We start from the raw sequence: 14,654 nt of genomic DNA, 5'->3' as shown, positions 1-14,654 counted from the left end.
GGCCGCGCAGCACGGAGCCCGGGTGCCGGACCACTGGTCCGGCACCCGGGCTCCGTCGTGTCCGGACGGGGCGTCAGACGTAGCGTCCGATCACGTGGGTGATCACGCCGTCCCGGATCAGGTACGCGTAGGTGAAGTGCTCGGTGACGGCACCGCCCCTGGCGGTGAAGACGTACTCCACGACGGTGCGGTCGCCCGCCGCCGTCACCGAGATCTCCCGGTAGTGGCCGCCGTCCTCCAGCACGTCGGGGCGGAGGAAGGAGTTGACGATCCGGTCCCGGCCGGCGAACTGCGCGCCGGCCCGGTCGAAGTGCGCGTCGGGGGCGTAGCTGGAGCTGACCCGGGCCAGGTCGCCCCGGTTGGCGGCATCGGTGAACGCCCGGATCACCGTCAGGTCCTGCGGGCGGGCCGGGGTGCCGGTGGCGGTCGGCTCGGTGCCGGTACCCGCCGCGGTGGTGCCCGCGGTGGCGGAGGCCGAGGCCACCGGTGCCGGTCCGGCGGCGGTTCGCCCGGTGCTGCCGCAGGCGGTGGCGAGGGCGGCGACGGTCAGCAGCGCGGCGGCTGCCCGGCGGGCGTTCACCGGGCGCTCCGCACATGGAAGTTGAAGTCCCAGTGGCCGAGCGTGCCCCAGAGGCTGAGCCAGAGCGGCAGCACCTGCTCCAGGCCCCGGGCGCTGCCGATCCCGCCCAGGTCGATCACCCGGTCCGGTGGCCAGCCGAAGGCGGTCAGCAGCCCGACCGTCTCTTTCTTGGCGATCTCGTCCTCGCCGCAGAGGAAGACGTCGTGCGGACCAGGCACCCGCTGCGGGTCGACCATCACCCCGGCGTTCATGGTGTTCAGGGTCTTCACCACCCGGGCGGCGGGGAAGGCCCGCTGGATCTGTTCGCCGAGGCTGTCGGTGTTGACCGGGTCCAGGGTGGGCGGCAGGCCCCGGGAGAAGTCCAGCGGGTTGGCGACGTCGATCAGCAGCTTGCCGGCCAGGTTCTCCGCCCCGGCGGCGGTCAGTGCGGCCAGACTGGCCGTTCCCATCGAGGCGTTGACCACCACCTCGGCGAACTCCGCGGCCGCCGCGAAGGTGGTGAGGCGGAGCTCGGGGTGGTCGACGAGCCAGTGGGCGAAGGGCGGGTTGCCGTACCCGTCGGGCTCGGTGCCGGCCAGGGTCCGTTCGACGTCCCTGGTACCGATCCTGACCTCGTGCCCGAGATCGGCCAGCCGGGCCGCGAGGGTCCGGCCGACGGTTCCGGTGCCGATGACTGCGTAACGCATGGTGGGGCCTCCTCCTGGAGGTGGTGGGCGACGGACGCGAGAAGGCCCCGGGCGGGTGCCCGGGGCCTTCTGGGGGGTCAGACCTTGTAGCGGAGCTTCACGTCCTCGGCGAAGCCGAGGTAGTCGCGCAGCGGCCAGACCTGCTCGAACTCCAGGTACTCGCGCATCGGCAGCCGGCCGAGGGCGGTGCGGTCGAGCTCCTCGGCGTCGGGGGACTCGATGATCGCGATCACCCGCTTCTGCGCCGCGACCTTCCAGATCCCGACGCAGAAGCCGGAGTCCATGGTCTCCTTGGCGTGCTCGGCCTCCTCCTGCTCGACCTCCCACAGCTCCTCGAGCGTGATCCGGCCTTCGTGCTTCCACTTCATCTGGACGTAGAACAGCATGAGTTCTCCTGGGGGGATGGACGGGATCAGGCCGCCGAGTTCAGACGGACCGTCAGTTCGTGCTCGGCGCCGAGGACCTCGGCCGCCAGGTCGTACGGGGTCTTGCCGTCGTGGCCGGTCAGATCGGTGCGGGCGCCGGCCTCGACGAGGATGGCGGCGCACTCCTCCCAGCCGTGCCAGAGCGCGTCGTGCAGCGGGGTGTAGCCGTTGGTCGCGCCCTGGAAGTCCAGGTCGATGCCGTCCTGGCGGACCAGGTCGGCGGTGATCGGGGCGTGGCCGTTGTAGACCGCCTTGTGCAGCGGGACCGCGCCGAAGCACGGCTCCACCGCGTTCACGTCGGCCCCGGCGGCCAGCAGCAGCCGGGCGATCTCCCGGTGGCCGTCCCGGGTGGCGACGTGCAGCGGGGTGTGGCCGTCGTTGAAGCCGTTCAGCCGGGGGGCCCTGGTGTCGACCTCGGCACCGGCCGCCAGCAGCGCCCGGACCTGCTCGACGTCGTCGGCCACCACGGCGGCCATCAGCCGCTGTTCGGCGACGCGCTCGGCGTCCTGGTTGCGGCGGTCCGCCAGCAGCTGCTCGGCCCGCAGCAGCAGGTCCTTGCCCCGGGTGTTGACGTTGAGCTCGTACTCGAAGTGCTGGCGCAGCGAGAAGCCGTAGTGGGTGTACAGCTCCAGCCCGGCGCCCTGCTCCAGCAGGTACTCCACCAGGTCCGGGTACTTGAACCAGAGCGCGTCCATCAGCGGGGTGTGCCCGGTGGTGGGGACCACCGCGTCGACGAACGCCCCGGCCTCGACCAGCAGCCGGGCCACCGGCACGCTGCCGCTCTGGCACGCCTTGTGCAGGGCGGTGGCCCCGGCCCGGGCGTCCGCCGTCCGGGGGTCGGCGCCGGCCGCCAGCAGCAGCCGGACCAGTGCCTCGTCGCCGCGGCCGGCCGCGACCAGCAGCGGGGTCAGGCCGCTGTCAGGGTCGGCCTGGTTGACGTCGGCCCGCTCGACCTCGATCAGGTGGCCCGCGGTCTCGGCGTCACCGGCGCGGACGGCCTGGAACAGCCGCTCCTGACGGTCCGCCGTGAACGCCGCGACCTCGCCGTTCGGGTCGAAGTAGACCTTCCAACGGACGATGGTGCCGTCCTCGCCGACCACGAAGCGGTGGGCGTCCTCGATCTCGAACTCCTGCAGGGTCCGGGTGTGCCGGCCCTTGGTGTACACCACGGCGAAGGCGGTGTCGCCCTCCGCCCGCAGGTCCCTGACCTCGTACTCGAGCACCTCGGTGGTCTCCGCGCGGATGCCGAAGGCCACCGCGACCGCCGCCGGGCCGATGTGCTTGCCCAGGTAGGGGATGACCCGGTTCCAGGTGTCCATCGGCAGTTCGAACTCGATGTCCTCGGCCAGGGTGGCGATGACGGTGTCCAGGTCTCCCCGGCCGAGTGCGTCGAACCACTGGGAGATGACCTCGTGCGTACGGGTGCTGTCCATCGGGAACGGTTCCAATCAGACGAGTCGGTGGATGAGCTGAACCGGCGTCAGCGGGCGGTCGCGGAGTCCGGCGCCAGGGCCTGGAACAGGTCGTCCCAGTCGGCCGGGGCGCTGCCGGGCGCGCCGTACATCTCGAAGGTCAGCGAGCGGGCGGACGGCAGGTAGAGCGCCTGCACACAGGCGTCGGCGACGGCCTGACGGGAGATCTGGCCGTCCCCGGTGTCGCCCTGCTCCAGCCGGACGCCGCCGGTGCCGCCGCCGGTCAGCCAGCTGGGGCGGACCACGGTGTAGGGCAGGCCCGAGGAGCGGACGGCGTCCTCGCCGGCCAGCCGCCAGTCGAGCATCCGCCCGGTGGAGTTGATCGGGTGGTTGCTGCGGGTCACGTAGATCTGGCTGACCAGTACGATGTGCGGCTTCTCGCCGCCGGCGGTGGCGGCGTCCAGCACGTTGAGCACGCCGTCGTACATGGTCGCCTTCGGGCTGTTGGGCCCGCTGTCGGAGGTGCCGGGCTCCACGCTGACGACCACGGCGGAGCAGCCGGCCAGCGGGGCGCCGAGCGACGCCCGGTCCCGGACGTCGGCCCGGAAGGCCGTCACCGAGCCGCCCGGGTGGGCCCGTCGGCTCACCACCCGGACCTGCTCGCCGCGGCTCACCAGGCCGGCCACCACCAGGCGTCCGACCGAGCCGGCGCCACCGATCACCGCTACCGGGTTGTCCACAGACTTCTCCTTCGACGTGTCACCGGGCCGCTGGCTCCGGTGGATGTCATGGGGGCGGGCCGGTCCGATGCCGGCCCGCCGGGGTCACGCGAACCGGCCGACGATCTCCACGACCGCACCGGCCCGGACGCGGTAGGTGTAGGCGAGGTCCTCGACCAGCCCGGCGGGGGTCTCGAACCGGTAGAAGACTGTCGGCCCGTCCTCGCCGTGGGCGATCCCGGTCTCCCGGTACTGCCCGGAGACCCGGACCACCCAGGGCAGGAAGAACGAGCGGAGCACCTGGTCGCGGCCGTACTGGACCGCTCCGGCCATGTCGATCCGGACGTCGGGGGCGAGCGCCGCCGTGAGGCCGGCCAGGTCACCCCGGTTCGCGGCCGCGACGAACGCGCGGACCGTGCTGAGCTCGTCCTGGTGCGCCATGGGTGCCCTCCCGGCTCGGAGCATAGTCAATCAACTCTGTCATTATTTGTCAATCAGCAAGTAAATACAGCCCTGACGGCCGCCCGGTCGTGGGGGGTGGAGCGGCCGCCAGGAGGTGATGCGTTCAGTGCTCGGCGGTGACCTTGGCGCGCTCGGCGCCCGCGCCGGTCGCGGCCGGTGCGGCCGCCGCCGGGCGCGGCTGCCGCAGGCCCTGGAAGCCGATCGCCAGACCGGTCAGCGAGAACAGGCCGGCGACCAGGAACGCCCACCGGTAGCTGCTCACGTCGCCCGCGCCGCCACCGGCGGTGGCGGTCAGCACGGCGGCCAGCACCGCGACGCCGACGCCGGCGCCGACCTGGTACGAGGCGGTGATCAGGCCCGCCGCGACGCCCTGGCGCTCGTCCGCGACGCCGCTCACCCCGGCGATGTTGACGGTCGGGTAGACCAGGCCGTTGCCGATGCCGTGCAGGATGATGCCGGGCAGGATGGCCAGCGCGTAGCTGCTGTCGCTGCCGACGCCCAGGTAGAGCAGGACGCCTGCGGCCTGGATCAGCATGCCGATCGTGACGACCGCGCGGACGCCCCAGCGGCTGACCAGCGGACCCGCCGCGAACTTGGCCACGCCGACGATCACGATGCCCAGCGGCAGGAACGCGAAGGCGGTCTTCAGGGCGCTCCAGTGCAGCGCCTCCTGGAGGTACAGGGTGGCGATGAACTGCCAGCCGATGGTGGAGCCGGCCCACACCACGCTGACCAGGTTGGCGCTGCTCAGGGAGCGGGAACGGAACAGCGACAGCGGCACCAGCGGCGAGCTGTGCCGACGCTCGATGGCGACGAAGGCGACCAGCAGCAGCACCGCGCCGCCTAGCACGCCGATGGTCTCGATCGAGCCCCAGCCCCAGCCGGGCGCCTGCACCAGGCCGTAGACCAGCGCCATGATGCCCAGCGTCGCGGTGATCGCGCCGCCCAGGTCGAAGCTCTGCCGCGGCCCGTCGGTGCGCGGCGCGTCGGCCTTGATCAGCGGGGCGGCGAGCAGGACCGCGATCGCGATCGCGCCGGGCGCGAAGAACACCAGGCGCCAGTCGATCTCGGTCAGCACGCCGGAGAGCACCAGGCCGAAGCTGTAGCCGCCGGCTCCGGTCATCGCGAAGACGCCGAGCGCGCGGTTGCGCTCCTCGCCCTCCCGGAAGGTGGTGGTGATCAGCGACATCGCGGCGGGTGCGGTGAAGCCTGCCGCCAGGCCCTTGAGCACCCGGGTGGCGATCAGCAGCGCGCCGGAGGTCAGGATCCCGCCCAGCAGGCTGGCGATGATGAACAGCACCGTCGCGGCGATGAAGGTGCGCCGCCGGCCCCAGACGTCCGCGACCCGGCCGCCGAGCAGCAGGAAGCCGCCGTAGCCCACGGTGTAGCCGGAGACCAGCCACTGCAGGGCCCCGTCCGACAGGCCGAGGCCGGTCTTGATGCTCGGCAGCGAGACGCCGAGCAGGGAGATGTCGAGCGCGTCCAGGAAGACGGCGCCGCACAGGATCAGCAGGGAGAGCTGCTTCCTGCGCGCGGAGATTTCCCCCGCGTCGGTCGATGGGCGATCGATGGTCGTCATGACGTGTCTGACTCCTCGGATGTGTCGGTCGGTCGGGACGGGGGAGGCGCCGGGAAAATCTGCGCTCCAACAGAAAACTCCCTTAGTCAATTCTTGTCAATCGCACAGTCAATCGCCTAGGCTGCGGCTGTCACTGGAAGCATCGGACGCACCACGGAGGATCTATGACCACCGTCCCGGCGAGTCGGGTCACCCAGCACGTCACGGGAGTGTCGAGCTGCCTGGTGGTGGCCGACATCGACCGCGCCGTCGACTGGTATCGCAGGGTGCTCGGACTGGAGCTGGTCAACCGGCTCGACCTGCCCGAACGCGGCGAACGGGTCGCGTTCCTCGGCGCCGACGGGCTGCGCCTGGAACTGGCCGAGCGGGCCGGTTCGGCCGGGCTGCGGCGGGCCGACCCGCCCGAGCACGGTTACGTCCAGGGGCCCAGCCACGTCGCCTTCTACGTCGACGACCTGACCGCGGTGCTGGCCCTGCTGGAGCTGCGCGCCGTCCCCGTCACGGTCGGACCGGTCGAGGTCGCCCCGCTGGGCATCAGCGTGGCCTTCGTCCGGGACCTGGAGGACAACCTGCTCGAGTTCGTCCAGGTCACCGGCGGGCGCTGACCCCTCGGGTCCTGGAGAAGGGAGGCACTGGTGTCGTCAACGCACACCGCACTCGTCACCGGAGCCAACCGGGGGATCGGGCTGGCGGTCTGCCGCCTGCTCGCGGACTCCGGGCTGGACGTGGTCCTCGGCTCGCGCGACCTCGAACGAGGGCGCCGGGCGGCCGCGGGCATCGGAGGCCCGGTCCGGGCCGAGCAGCTGGACGTCGCGGACCCGGACAGCGTCCGGGCCTGTGCCGACCGGCTGACCGAGGCCGGGACCGTGGTCGACGTCCTGGTCAACAACGCCGGGATCTACCCGACCGAGCCGTTCTTCGCGGTCTCCGAGCAGGTCCTGGCCGATTCGCTCCAGGTCAACCTGCTCGGCGCGTTCCGCACCTGCCAGGCCTTCGTGCCGGGGATGGTCGAACGCGGGTACGGACGGGTCGTCAACGTCTCGTCCACCGGCGGCCAGCTGACCCGGGGCGGACCCAACCCGCCGGCGTACGGCATCGCCAAGGCGGCCCTGAACGCGCTGACGCTGGTGGTCGCGAACTCCGTGCCGGACCACGTCAAGGTCAACGCCATGTGCCCCGGGTGGGTGCGCACCGACATGGGCGGCCGCGGGGCGCCGCTGACGCCCGATCAGGGGGCCGACACCGCAGTGTGGTTGGCCACCCTGACCGAGCACGGGCCCACCGGCAAGTTCTTCCAGGACCGGAGAGTGATCGCATGGTGACGGAGACCGTTCCACCGGAGGACGACGAGAGCATCCTCGCCGCCCCGGTGATGTCCACCGCACGCCTGGAGGCGTTCAGCGACGGCGTGTTCGCGATCGCCATCACGCTGCTGATCCTGGAGATCCACGTACCGGACCCGGCGACCTTCCGGGACGGCCTCGGGCTGGCGCTGGCGCACCTGTGGCCGTCCTACCTGGCGTACTCGATCACCTTCCTGCTGATCGGGATGATCTGGCTCAACCACCACCTGATGTTCCACTACATCATCAGGATCAACCGCACCCTGATGATCCTGAACCTGCTGCTGCTGCTCTCGGTCTCCTTCCTGCCGTTCCCGACCGCGGTCCTGGCGGACGCGGTCACCGAGGGCGAGGGCGAGAAGGTCGCGGCGGCGTTCTACGGCATCGTGCTGATCATGGGCGGGGTCTTCTTCAACGCCATCTGGATCTACGCCTCGCGCAGCCACCAGCACCTGGGGGAGCACATCTCCCCGACCCAGGCCCGGCGGATCCGGGCCAGGTTCGGGGTCGGGCCGTTCCTCTACCTGGTCGCGGTGCTGCTCTCCTGGGTCAGCGCGACGGTCAGCATCTGCTTCTACGTCGTCCTGCTGCTGTCCTACTTCATCGACGTCAGCCCGAAGCCCGCCGAGGTGGCGCAGTCCGCCGAGGCACCGCAGCCCGTCGGGCCGCCCGGGCCGGGCGCGTTCACCACCATCGCGAACAAGGAGTCCTGACATGCCGGAGACCATGCGCGCCGTCCGCCAGCACAGTTTCGGCGGCCCCGAGGTGTTGCGGCTCGACGAGGGGATCCCGCGCCCCGAGCCGCTCTGGACCGAGGTGCTGGTCCGGGTGCACGCGGCCGGCGTCAACCCGGTCGACTGCAAGACCCGTGCGGGCAGCGGCATTTCGCCGTCCCAGGGTGAGCTTCCGATCACCATCGGCTGGGACGTCTCCGGTGTGGTCGAGTCGGTCGGCTCGGGCGTCACCCGGTTCGTGCCGGGCGACGAGGTGTACGGGATGGTCAACTTCCCCCGGATCGGCGGCACGTACGCGGAGTACGTGACGGTCGACTCCCGTCAGCTGGCCTTCAAGCCGGCCGCGCTGACCCATGTGGAGGCGGCCGGTGTGCCGCTGGTCGCGCTGACCGCCTGGCAGAGCCTGGTCAGCGTCGGCCGGACCGGCCCGGGCACCCGGGTCCTGGTGCACGGCGCGGCCGGCGGCCTGGGCCACCTCGCGGTGCAGATCGCCCGCGCCCGGGGGGCCTACGTCTGCGGCACGGCCGGCACCCAGCAGTTGGAGCTGGTGAAGAGCCTGGGCATCGACGAGGCGTACGACTACACCAAGGTGCGCTTCGAGGAACTCGCGCACGACATCGACGTCGTGGTCGACACGGTGGCCGGGGAGAACGGGCTGCGCTCGCTGAAGGTGATGCGGACCGGCGGCGTGCTGGTGTCGCTCCCGGTGCCGCCGGACCCCGAGACGGTCGCCGAGGCCGCCCGGCGCGGGCTGCGTGCCGTGTCGCTGACCGTCGAGGGCGACCGGAAGGACCTGGAGGACATCACCGCGCTGATCGACGCGGGCGCCCTGCGCCCGGTGATCGGCGACGTGCTGCCGCTCGAACGTGCCGACAAGGCCCATGAGTTGATCGAGACCGGCCAGGCCAGGGGCAAGGTCGTCCTGCAGGTCGTCTGACCGCCGCCCGCTCCCGGAGGAGCGCACATCCCGTCAGGAATGAGGAACCATCCATGCCCATCATCAGGGTCAGTCTCATCGAAGGCTTCGCCAGCATGGCGGAGAAGGCGCAGATCACCATCGAGATGACCGACGCGCTGGTCGCGGTCATGGGCGAGGTGGCCAGGCCCTTCGTCTACGTCACGGTGGACGACATGAAGCCCGGGGCCACCTCGGTCGGCGGCAACCTGCTGACCGAGGAGATGATGCGTGGCGGCATCGTCAGCTCCGAGCAGGAGCTCGCCGTCAAGGTCACTCCGCGCCGGGTCAAGGACGCCTACGCGGCCCTCGACAGCGGTGACCTCGCCACCATCGTGCAGTACTGGGACAAGGACCTGACCTGGTCCGTCCCCGGCAGCAACGCGCTGTCCGGCCGCTACCAGGGGCTCGAAGCCTTCCTCAAGTACGTGGCGGCCCGCCGGGAGCTGTCCGGCGGCTCCTTCCGGTCGGAGGAGGAGCAGATCATGATCGACGGTCACCTCACCGCCTACCTCTGCCGGGAGTCGGCCATCCGCTCCGACACGGAGTGCTCCTGCGCCCTCGCGGCGGACGTCGTCCAGTTGCTGCACTGGGAGAACGGCAAGGTCGTCTCCGGCCAGGAGGCCTTCTTCGGCGACGGCGCCACCGGCAGCGACGCGTTCTGGCGCTGACGCCACCCCCGCCCCACCCGTTACCAAGGAGACATGATGATCCATCAGTTCATCCTGGCCGCACCGAAGCCCGGCATGACCGCGCTCGAGTTCCAGGACTACTGGGTGAACGTCCACGCGGTGAAGTTCGCCGGGCGGATCCCGCAGATCCGGAAGTACCTGATCGACAGCCGGATACCGTTCGACGCCGACCTCGGCTCGCCGGCCCTGCCGCACCAGGGCATCGCCGAGATCTGGCTGGAGAACGAGGAGGAGCAGCTCGCCTCGCTGCAGACCGAGGAGTTCCTCCAGGGCGCCCGGCTCGACGAGCCCAACTGGGCCGCCTTCTGGCAGAGCATGGTGATCGACACCACCGCGTACGAGATCGTCCCCGGCCCCGCCCTGGACGAGCAGAACCCGGGCCGGGTGAAGCTCACCGTCCTGCTCAAGCGGGCGCCCGGGGTCGAGCTGGCCGACTACCGCGAGCGGACCCTCGGCGCCTACGCCGGGGTGGTCGCCGAGGCCCCCGGCCTGCGCCGTTACCTGCACGCCCACACCCGGGACGGCTACTACGTGTTCGGCGAGGCGAGTTTCGACAGCGTCGAGCAGCTCTGGTTCGACGACGAGCAGTCGCTGCGGGCCGCCCTCTCCTCCCCCTGGTTCGCCGAGCTGAAGGCGGCTCAGGACGGCCTGGTCGACCCGAAGTACGTGTTCTCGCTGGCTGCCACCGAGTCCTGGATCATCGGTCCCGATCCCCGCTGACCTGGCGAAGTGCGACCGCTGACCTGACGCGGCGCCAGTGGCCGCGCACCGCGACGACGTCCGGTGCCGGGCACTTGATAGACAGGACCAGGGCCCGTGGAGCACCGCTCCGGAGCCCCCTCCCGGGACGCGCTCGGGTGGCCGGACCGGCCGCCCCCACCGGGCCCACGCCTGCGGCAGTCGCAGCGGTGACCGCCGCAGGGCGGTCGGCGCCGGCCGGACAGCTTCGCCTTCCCGGCCGGCCGCCGACCCCCATCGCACCTCCATCCGAAGGAGACCATCGCCCATGGCGAAGAAGCGCATTCTCATCGTCCTCTCCGAGTACGGCTATTGGGGAGAGGAGCTGATCGGCCCGCTGGAGACCTTCGACAAGGCCGGCTACGAGATCACCTTCGCGACCCCGACCGGCAAGCGCGCGGTGGCCCTGCCGCCGAGCTACGACCCGGAGTACATCGACCCGCCGCTCGGCCGCTCGGTGACCAGCACCGACATGGCGGAGAAGGTCCGTGCCTTCGACGGCTCGGACCGGCTGGACAACCCGCTCGACCTGTCGTCCTGGCTGCCGGACCGGCCGTACCGCAGCCGCAACGACTTCCTGCGCGCGTGGGAGGGCTACAACCACCGCCGCGAGCACGTCCAGGAGCAGATCGCCGACCGGTACGACGCGCTGCTGATCGTCGGCGGCAGTGGTCCGATCGTCGACCTGGCCAACAACTGGCGGGTGCACGACCTGGTGCTGGCCTTCTACAACCTCGGTCTGCCGATCGCCGCCGAGTGCTACGGCGTGGCCGCGCTGGCCTTCGCCCGCGAGCAGGACGACCGGGTCAGCATCCTCCGGAACAAGCACGTCACCGGGCACTGCATCGAGTACGACTACAAGGACGGCACCGGCTTCATGGGTACCGACTTCGTGATCGGCCCGCCGCCGTACCCGCTGGAGTACATCCTGCGCGACGCCACAGCTCCGAACGGTGCCTACCACGGCAACTTCGGCAAGGAGACCTCGGTGATCGTCGACTACCCGTTCATCACCGGGCGTTCGACCCCCGACTCCTACCTCACCGGCCAGAAGGTCGTCGAGGTGCTGGAGCAGGGCCTGCGCCAGTGGGGCTTCAAGGCCTGACCCGCGGCGACGGGCGGCCGCGCCTCGGCGCACACCGGCCGGCCGCCCGTGCCCGGCCCCTCCGTACAGTCCACCGATCGAGAGGTACGCAAGCCATGGCCAGCAGGCCCGCCCGGGTGGCGATGCTCGAGCAGTTCAAAGCCGACGGCGTGAAGTACATGTTCGGCAATCCCGGCACCGTGGAGCAGGGCTTCCTGGACGAGCTGCGGGGTTTCCCCGAGATCGAGTACGTGCTCGCCCTCCAGGAGGCCGTGGTGGTCGGCATCGCCGACGGCTACGCCCGGGCCACCCGGACCCCCACCCTGCTGCAGTTGCACTCCGGGGTCGGGCTGGGCAACGGGATCGGCATGCTCTACCAGGCGATGCGGGGCCACGCGCCGCTGGTCGTGGTGGTGGGGGAGTCCGGCCTGGCGTACGACAGCATGGACGCCCAGATGGCCGCCGACCTGGTCGGGATGGCCAAGCCGGTCACCAAGTGGGCCACCAGGGTGGTCGATCCGGAGTCCACCCTGCGGGTGCTGCGGCGGGCCTTCAAGGTCGCCGCCACCCCGCCGTACGGACCGGTGCTGGTGGTGCTGCCCGCCGACGTGCTGGACCTGCCGACCAGCGAGCCGGCCGTGCCCACCTCCTACCTGCACACCGCCGTGGCCCCGGACGACGGGACGGTCGGCCTGGCTGCCACCCTGCTCGCGGACGCCGAGCGGCCGCTGATCATCGCGGGGGACGGGGTGCACTTCGCCGGAGCCCAGGCGGAGCTCGCCCGGTTCGCCGAGGTGTGGGGCGCCGAGGTCTGGGGAGCGGACTGGGCCGAGGTCAACCTGCCCGCCGACCACCCGCTCTACCAGGGCCAGTTGGGCCACATGTTCGGCGAGAACAGCAGCCGGGTGACCGCAGCGGCGGACGCGGTGCTGATCGTCGGCACCTACGCCCTGCCGGAGGTCTACCCGCTGCTCGGCGGCGTCTTCGCCGAAGGCGCTCCGGTGGTCCACATCGACCTGGACAGCGGGGCGATCGCCAAGAACTTCCCGGTCGACCTGGGGCTGGTGGCCGACCCCAAGCTCTCCCTGGGCAGGCTGGCCGACGCGCTGACGCAGCGTCAGTCCGCCGAGCGGCGGGCGGCGGTGGCCGGCCGGATCCAGCGGTTCGCCGACCGGAAGGCCGCCGCGTACGCCGAAGCGGTCGCCCACGACCTGGCGGCGGACGACGGCGGCCCGCTCACCGCCGCGTACTTCGGCCGCGAGCTGTCCCGTCAACTCCCCTCCGACGCCGTGCTGTTCGACGAGGCGCTGACCTCCTCGCCCGGCCTCTTCCGGTACAACCCGCCGAACCAGCCCGGCCACTGGCACCAGACCCGGGGCGGCTCGCTCGGGGTCGGCATCCCCGGGGCGATCGGCGCCAAGCTCGCCCACCCCGAGCGGACCGTGGTCGGCTTCACCGGTGACGGCGGCAGCATGTACACCATCCAGGGCCTCTGGACGGCGGCCCGGTACGACATCGCGGCCAAGTTCGTGATCTGCAACAACGGCCGCTACAAGCTGCTCGACGACAACATCGAGCAGTACTGGCGCAGCCAGGACATCGCGCACCACGACTTCCCCGACCTGTTCGACCTCTCCCGGCCCGAGATCGACTTCGCGGCGCTCTCCGAGTCGCTCGGCGTCCCGGCGGTGCGGGTGGAGAAGCCGGAGGAGGTCGCCCCGGCGATCGCCCGGGCGCTGGCGCACCCGGGGCCGTTCCTGATCGACCTGGTGATCGGCCGTGACTGACCGGGAGGGCGGGGCCGCCGTGCGGCTGACCGGACAGAAGATCGCGGTCCTGATGGAGAGCGACTTCTACGAGCCCGAAATCCTCTACTACCAGCGCCGGTTCGCCGAGGAGGGGGCCGAGGTGCACTTCCTGACCCGGCTCTGGGGCAACGACCGGCTGGTCTTCCGGGGGCACGAGCACCGGATGCCGTTCGAGGTGACCGAGTCCTTCGAGGACCTGGACGAGTACGGGCTCCGGGAGTTCGCCGCCGTCATCGTGCCCTCCGGCATCGTCGCCGACCGGCTCAGGTACACCGAGGACGTGCAGGCGCTCCCCCCGGCGGTGTCCTTCCTGCGCCGGGCCTTCGCGGACCCCGCGATCGTCAAGGGCATCATCTGCCACGGCATGTGGCTGGCCGCGCCGATCCCGTCGGTGATCGCGGGCCGCCGGGCGGTCGTGCACAACAACCTGCTCGGCGACCTGCGCAACATGGGCGGCGTCTACGTGGACCAGGACGTCGTCGTCGACGAGGACCTGGTCACCGCCCGGACCGGCAACCACTGCCACGTCTTCGCCCGCACCATCATCGACCAGCTCACCGCCCGGACCAGGCGCCGGCTCGGAGACGTGGTCTGACCGGCGGCGGGTGACCGCCCGACCACGACCGCCCAACCATGAGAGGACATCGGCGAGATGAGCACCATCAAGGCAGGGGCGCCCGGCCGGCCCACCCCGATCGGCCGGATACCCGTGCTGGACGTCGCGCCGGCGGTGGACGCGGGCAGCCGCCCGGCCCGGGCGGTGACCGGTGAACGCTTCCTGGTCAGCGCCACGGTCTTCCGGGAGGGCCACGAGGCGCTCGGCGCCAACGTGGTGCTGCGCGGCCCGCGCGGCCGCAGCGGCCCGTGGACCCCGATGCACGAGCTGGCGCCGGGCACCGACCGCTGGGGCGCGTACGTCACGCCCACCGCGCCCGGCCGCTGGACGTACACCGTGGAAGCCTGGAGCGACCCGGTCAGCAGCTGGCTGCACCGCGCCGACATCAAGATCCCGGCCGGTCAGGACGTCGAGGTCACCCTGGAGGAGGGCGCGGAGCTGCTGCGCCGGGCGGCCCTGGCCGGGCCCAGGGGAGCGGGCCGGACCGCAGTGCTGGCCGCCTCCGCCGCCCTGCTGGACCCGGACCTGCCGGCCGTCCGACGGCTGGCCGCGGCCCACGACCCGGTGGTCACCGCCCGGTTGGCCGACCATCCGCTCCGGGAGCTGCTCTCCACCGTCGAGCCGCTGGAGCTGACGGTCCATCGGGAACGGGCGTTGTTCGGCTCCTGGTACGAGTTCTTCCCGAGGTCGGAGGGTGCGGTGATCGACCCGGACGGCAACCTGCCGCCGGTCTCCGGCACCTTCCGCACCGCCGCCGAACGCCTGCCCGCGGTCGCCGCGATGGGCTTCGACGTGCTCTACCTGCCCCCGATCCACCCGAT

Annotated in this window: 17 protein-coding genes; 10 read left to right on the top strand and 7 right to left on the bottom strand. The window is 71.6% G+C overall.

The annotated features are described in order from the left end of the window. Positions 1-73 precede the first annotated feature (73 nt). The 7 genes from ACIRPK_RS27485 to ACIRPK_RS27455 form a co-directional block, all read right to left on the bottom strand. The gene (locus tag ACIRPK_RS27485; protein WP_403042945.1) at positions 74-580 is read right to left on the bottom strand and encodes a nuclear transport factor 2 family protein; all 507 of its coding nucleotides are present in this window, start codon (positions 578-580) and stop codon (positions 74-76) included. After that, a complete protein-coding gene (locus tag ACIRPK_RS27480; protein ID WP_403042942.1) occupies positions 577-1,266 on the bottom strand; it encodes an NADPH-dependent F420 reductase in 690 nt (229 codons plus the stop codon). The genes ACIRPK_RS27485 and ACIRPK_RS27480 overlap by 4 nt, the downstream gene beginning before the upstream one ends. A gap of 77 nt (positions 1,267-1,343) precedes the next feature. After that, a complete protein-coding gene (locus ACIRPK_RS27475) occupies positions 1,344-1,652 on the bottom strand; it encodes a muconolactone Delta-isomerase family protein (protein WP_403042940.1) in 309 nt (102 codons plus the stop codon). 26 nt (positions 1,653-1,678) lie between these two features. Further along, the gene (locus ACIRPK_RS27470; RefSeq protein WP_403042938.1) at positions 1,679-3,124 is read right to left on the bottom strand and encodes an ankyrin repeat domain-containing protein; all 1,446 of its coding nucleotides are present in this window, start codon (positions 3,122-3,124) and stop codon (positions 1,679-1,681) included. A gap of 47 nt (positions 3,125-3,171) precedes the next feature. Beyond that, positions 3,172-3,843, bottom strand: a complete 672-nt coding sequence (locus ACIRPK_RS27465; protein WP_403042935.1) for an NAD(P)H-binding protein — start codon at positions 3,841-3,843, stop codon at positions 3,172-3,174. 84 nt (positions 3,844-3,927) lie between these two features. Continuing rightward, on the bottom strand, positions 3,928-4,263 hold the full coding sequence (locus ACIRPK_RS27460; protein ID WP_403042932.1) for a nuclear transport factor 2 family protein: 336 nt from the start codon (positions 4,261-4,263) through the stop codon (positions 3,928-3,930). Between the two features lie 124 nt (positions 4,264-4,387). Further along, entirely contained in the window at positions 4,388-5,863 is a 1,476-nt protein-coding gene (locus ACIRPK_RS27455; RefSeq protein WP_403042929.1) for an MFS transporter, read from the bottom strand. Between the two features lie 164 nt (positions 5,864-6,027). On the opposite strand from ACIRPK_RS27455, the gene ACIRPK_RS27450 reads away from it, so the two are divergent. The 10 genes from ACIRPK_RS27450 to ACIRPK_RS27405 form a co-directional block, all read left to right on the top strand. Then, positions 6,028-6,468 carry a VOC family protein gene (locus ACIRPK_RS27450; protein WP_403042927.1) on the top strand — a complete coding sequence of 147 codons (441 nt, stop codon included), beginning with the start codon at positions 6,028-6,030 and terminating at the stop codon, positions 6,466-6,468. 30 nt (positions 6,469-6,498) lie between these two features. Continuing rightward, positions 6,499-7,185, top strand: coding sequence for an SDR family NAD(P)-dependent oxidoreductase (locus ACIRPK_RS27445; RefSeq protein ID WP_403042925.1), 687 nt, complete (start codon positions 6,499-6,501; stop codon positions 7,183-7,185). Continuing rightward, complete coding sequence (locus tag ACIRPK_RS27440) at positions 7,179-7,919, top strand: TMEM175 family protein (RefSeq protein WP_403042922.1); 741 nt, start codon at positions 7,179-7,181, stop codon at positions 7,917-7,919. The genes ACIRPK_RS27445 and ACIRPK_RS27440 overlap by 7 nt, the downstream gene beginning before the upstream one ends. A 1-nt stretch (position 7,920) precedes the next feature. Then, a complete protein-coding gene (locus ACIRPK_RS27435) occupies positions 7,921-8,877 on the top strand; it encodes an NADP-dependent oxidoreductase (RefSeq protein ID WP_403042920.1) in 957 nt (318 codons plus the stop codon). Positions 8,878-8,930: 53 nt separating this feature from the next. Continuing rightward, on the top strand, positions 8,931-9,566 hold the full coding sequence (locus ACIRPK_RS27430) for a nuclear transport factor 2 family protein (protein WP_403042917.1): 636 nt from the start codon (positions 8,931-8,933) through the stop codon (positions 9,564-9,566). A 33-nt stretch (positions 9,567-9,599) separates the two neighbouring features. Then, the gene (locus ACIRPK_RS27425; RefSeq protein ID WP_403042914.1) at positions 9,600-10,307 is read left to right on the top strand and encodes an EthD domain-containing protein; all 708 of its coding nucleotides are present in this window, start codon (positions 9,600-9,602) and stop codon (positions 10,305-10,307) included. A gap of 286 nt (positions 10,308-10,593) precedes the next feature. Then, positions 10,594-11,430 carry a type 1 glutamine amidotransferase domain-containing protein gene (locus tag ACIRPK_RS27420; protein ID WP_403042912.1) on the top strand — a complete coding sequence of 279 codons (837 nt, stop codon included), beginning with the start codon at positions 10,594-10,596 and terminating at the stop codon, positions 11,428-11,430. Positions 11,431-11,525: 95 nt separating this feature from the next. Continuing rightward, entirely contained in the window at positions 11,526-13,196 is a 1,671-nt protein-coding gene (locus ACIRPK_RS27415) for a thiamine pyrophosphate-binding protein (protein ID WP_403042910.1), read from the top strand. Positions 13,197-13,215: 19 nt separating this feature from the next. Beyond that, a complete protein-coding gene (locus ACIRPK_RS27410) occupies positions 13,216-13,812 on the top strand; it encodes a DJ-1/PfpI family protein (RefSeq protein ID WP_403043089.1) in 597 nt (198 codons plus the stop codon). A gap of 57 nt (positions 13,813-13,869) precedes the next feature. Continuing rightward, positions 13,870-14,654 (top strand): maltotransferase domain-containing protein (locus ACIRPK_RS27405; protein WP_403042907.1); only part of this gene is annotated, 785 nt, incomplete at its 3' end.

Origin of the sequence: Kitasatospora sp. NPDC101801 (assembly GCF_044766665.1) — a bacterium.
GTDB lineage: Bacteria > Actinomycetota > Actinomycetes > Streptomycetales > Streptomycetaceae > Kitasatospora.
This window is presented reverse-complemented; position numbering and strand designations above follow the sequence as displayed.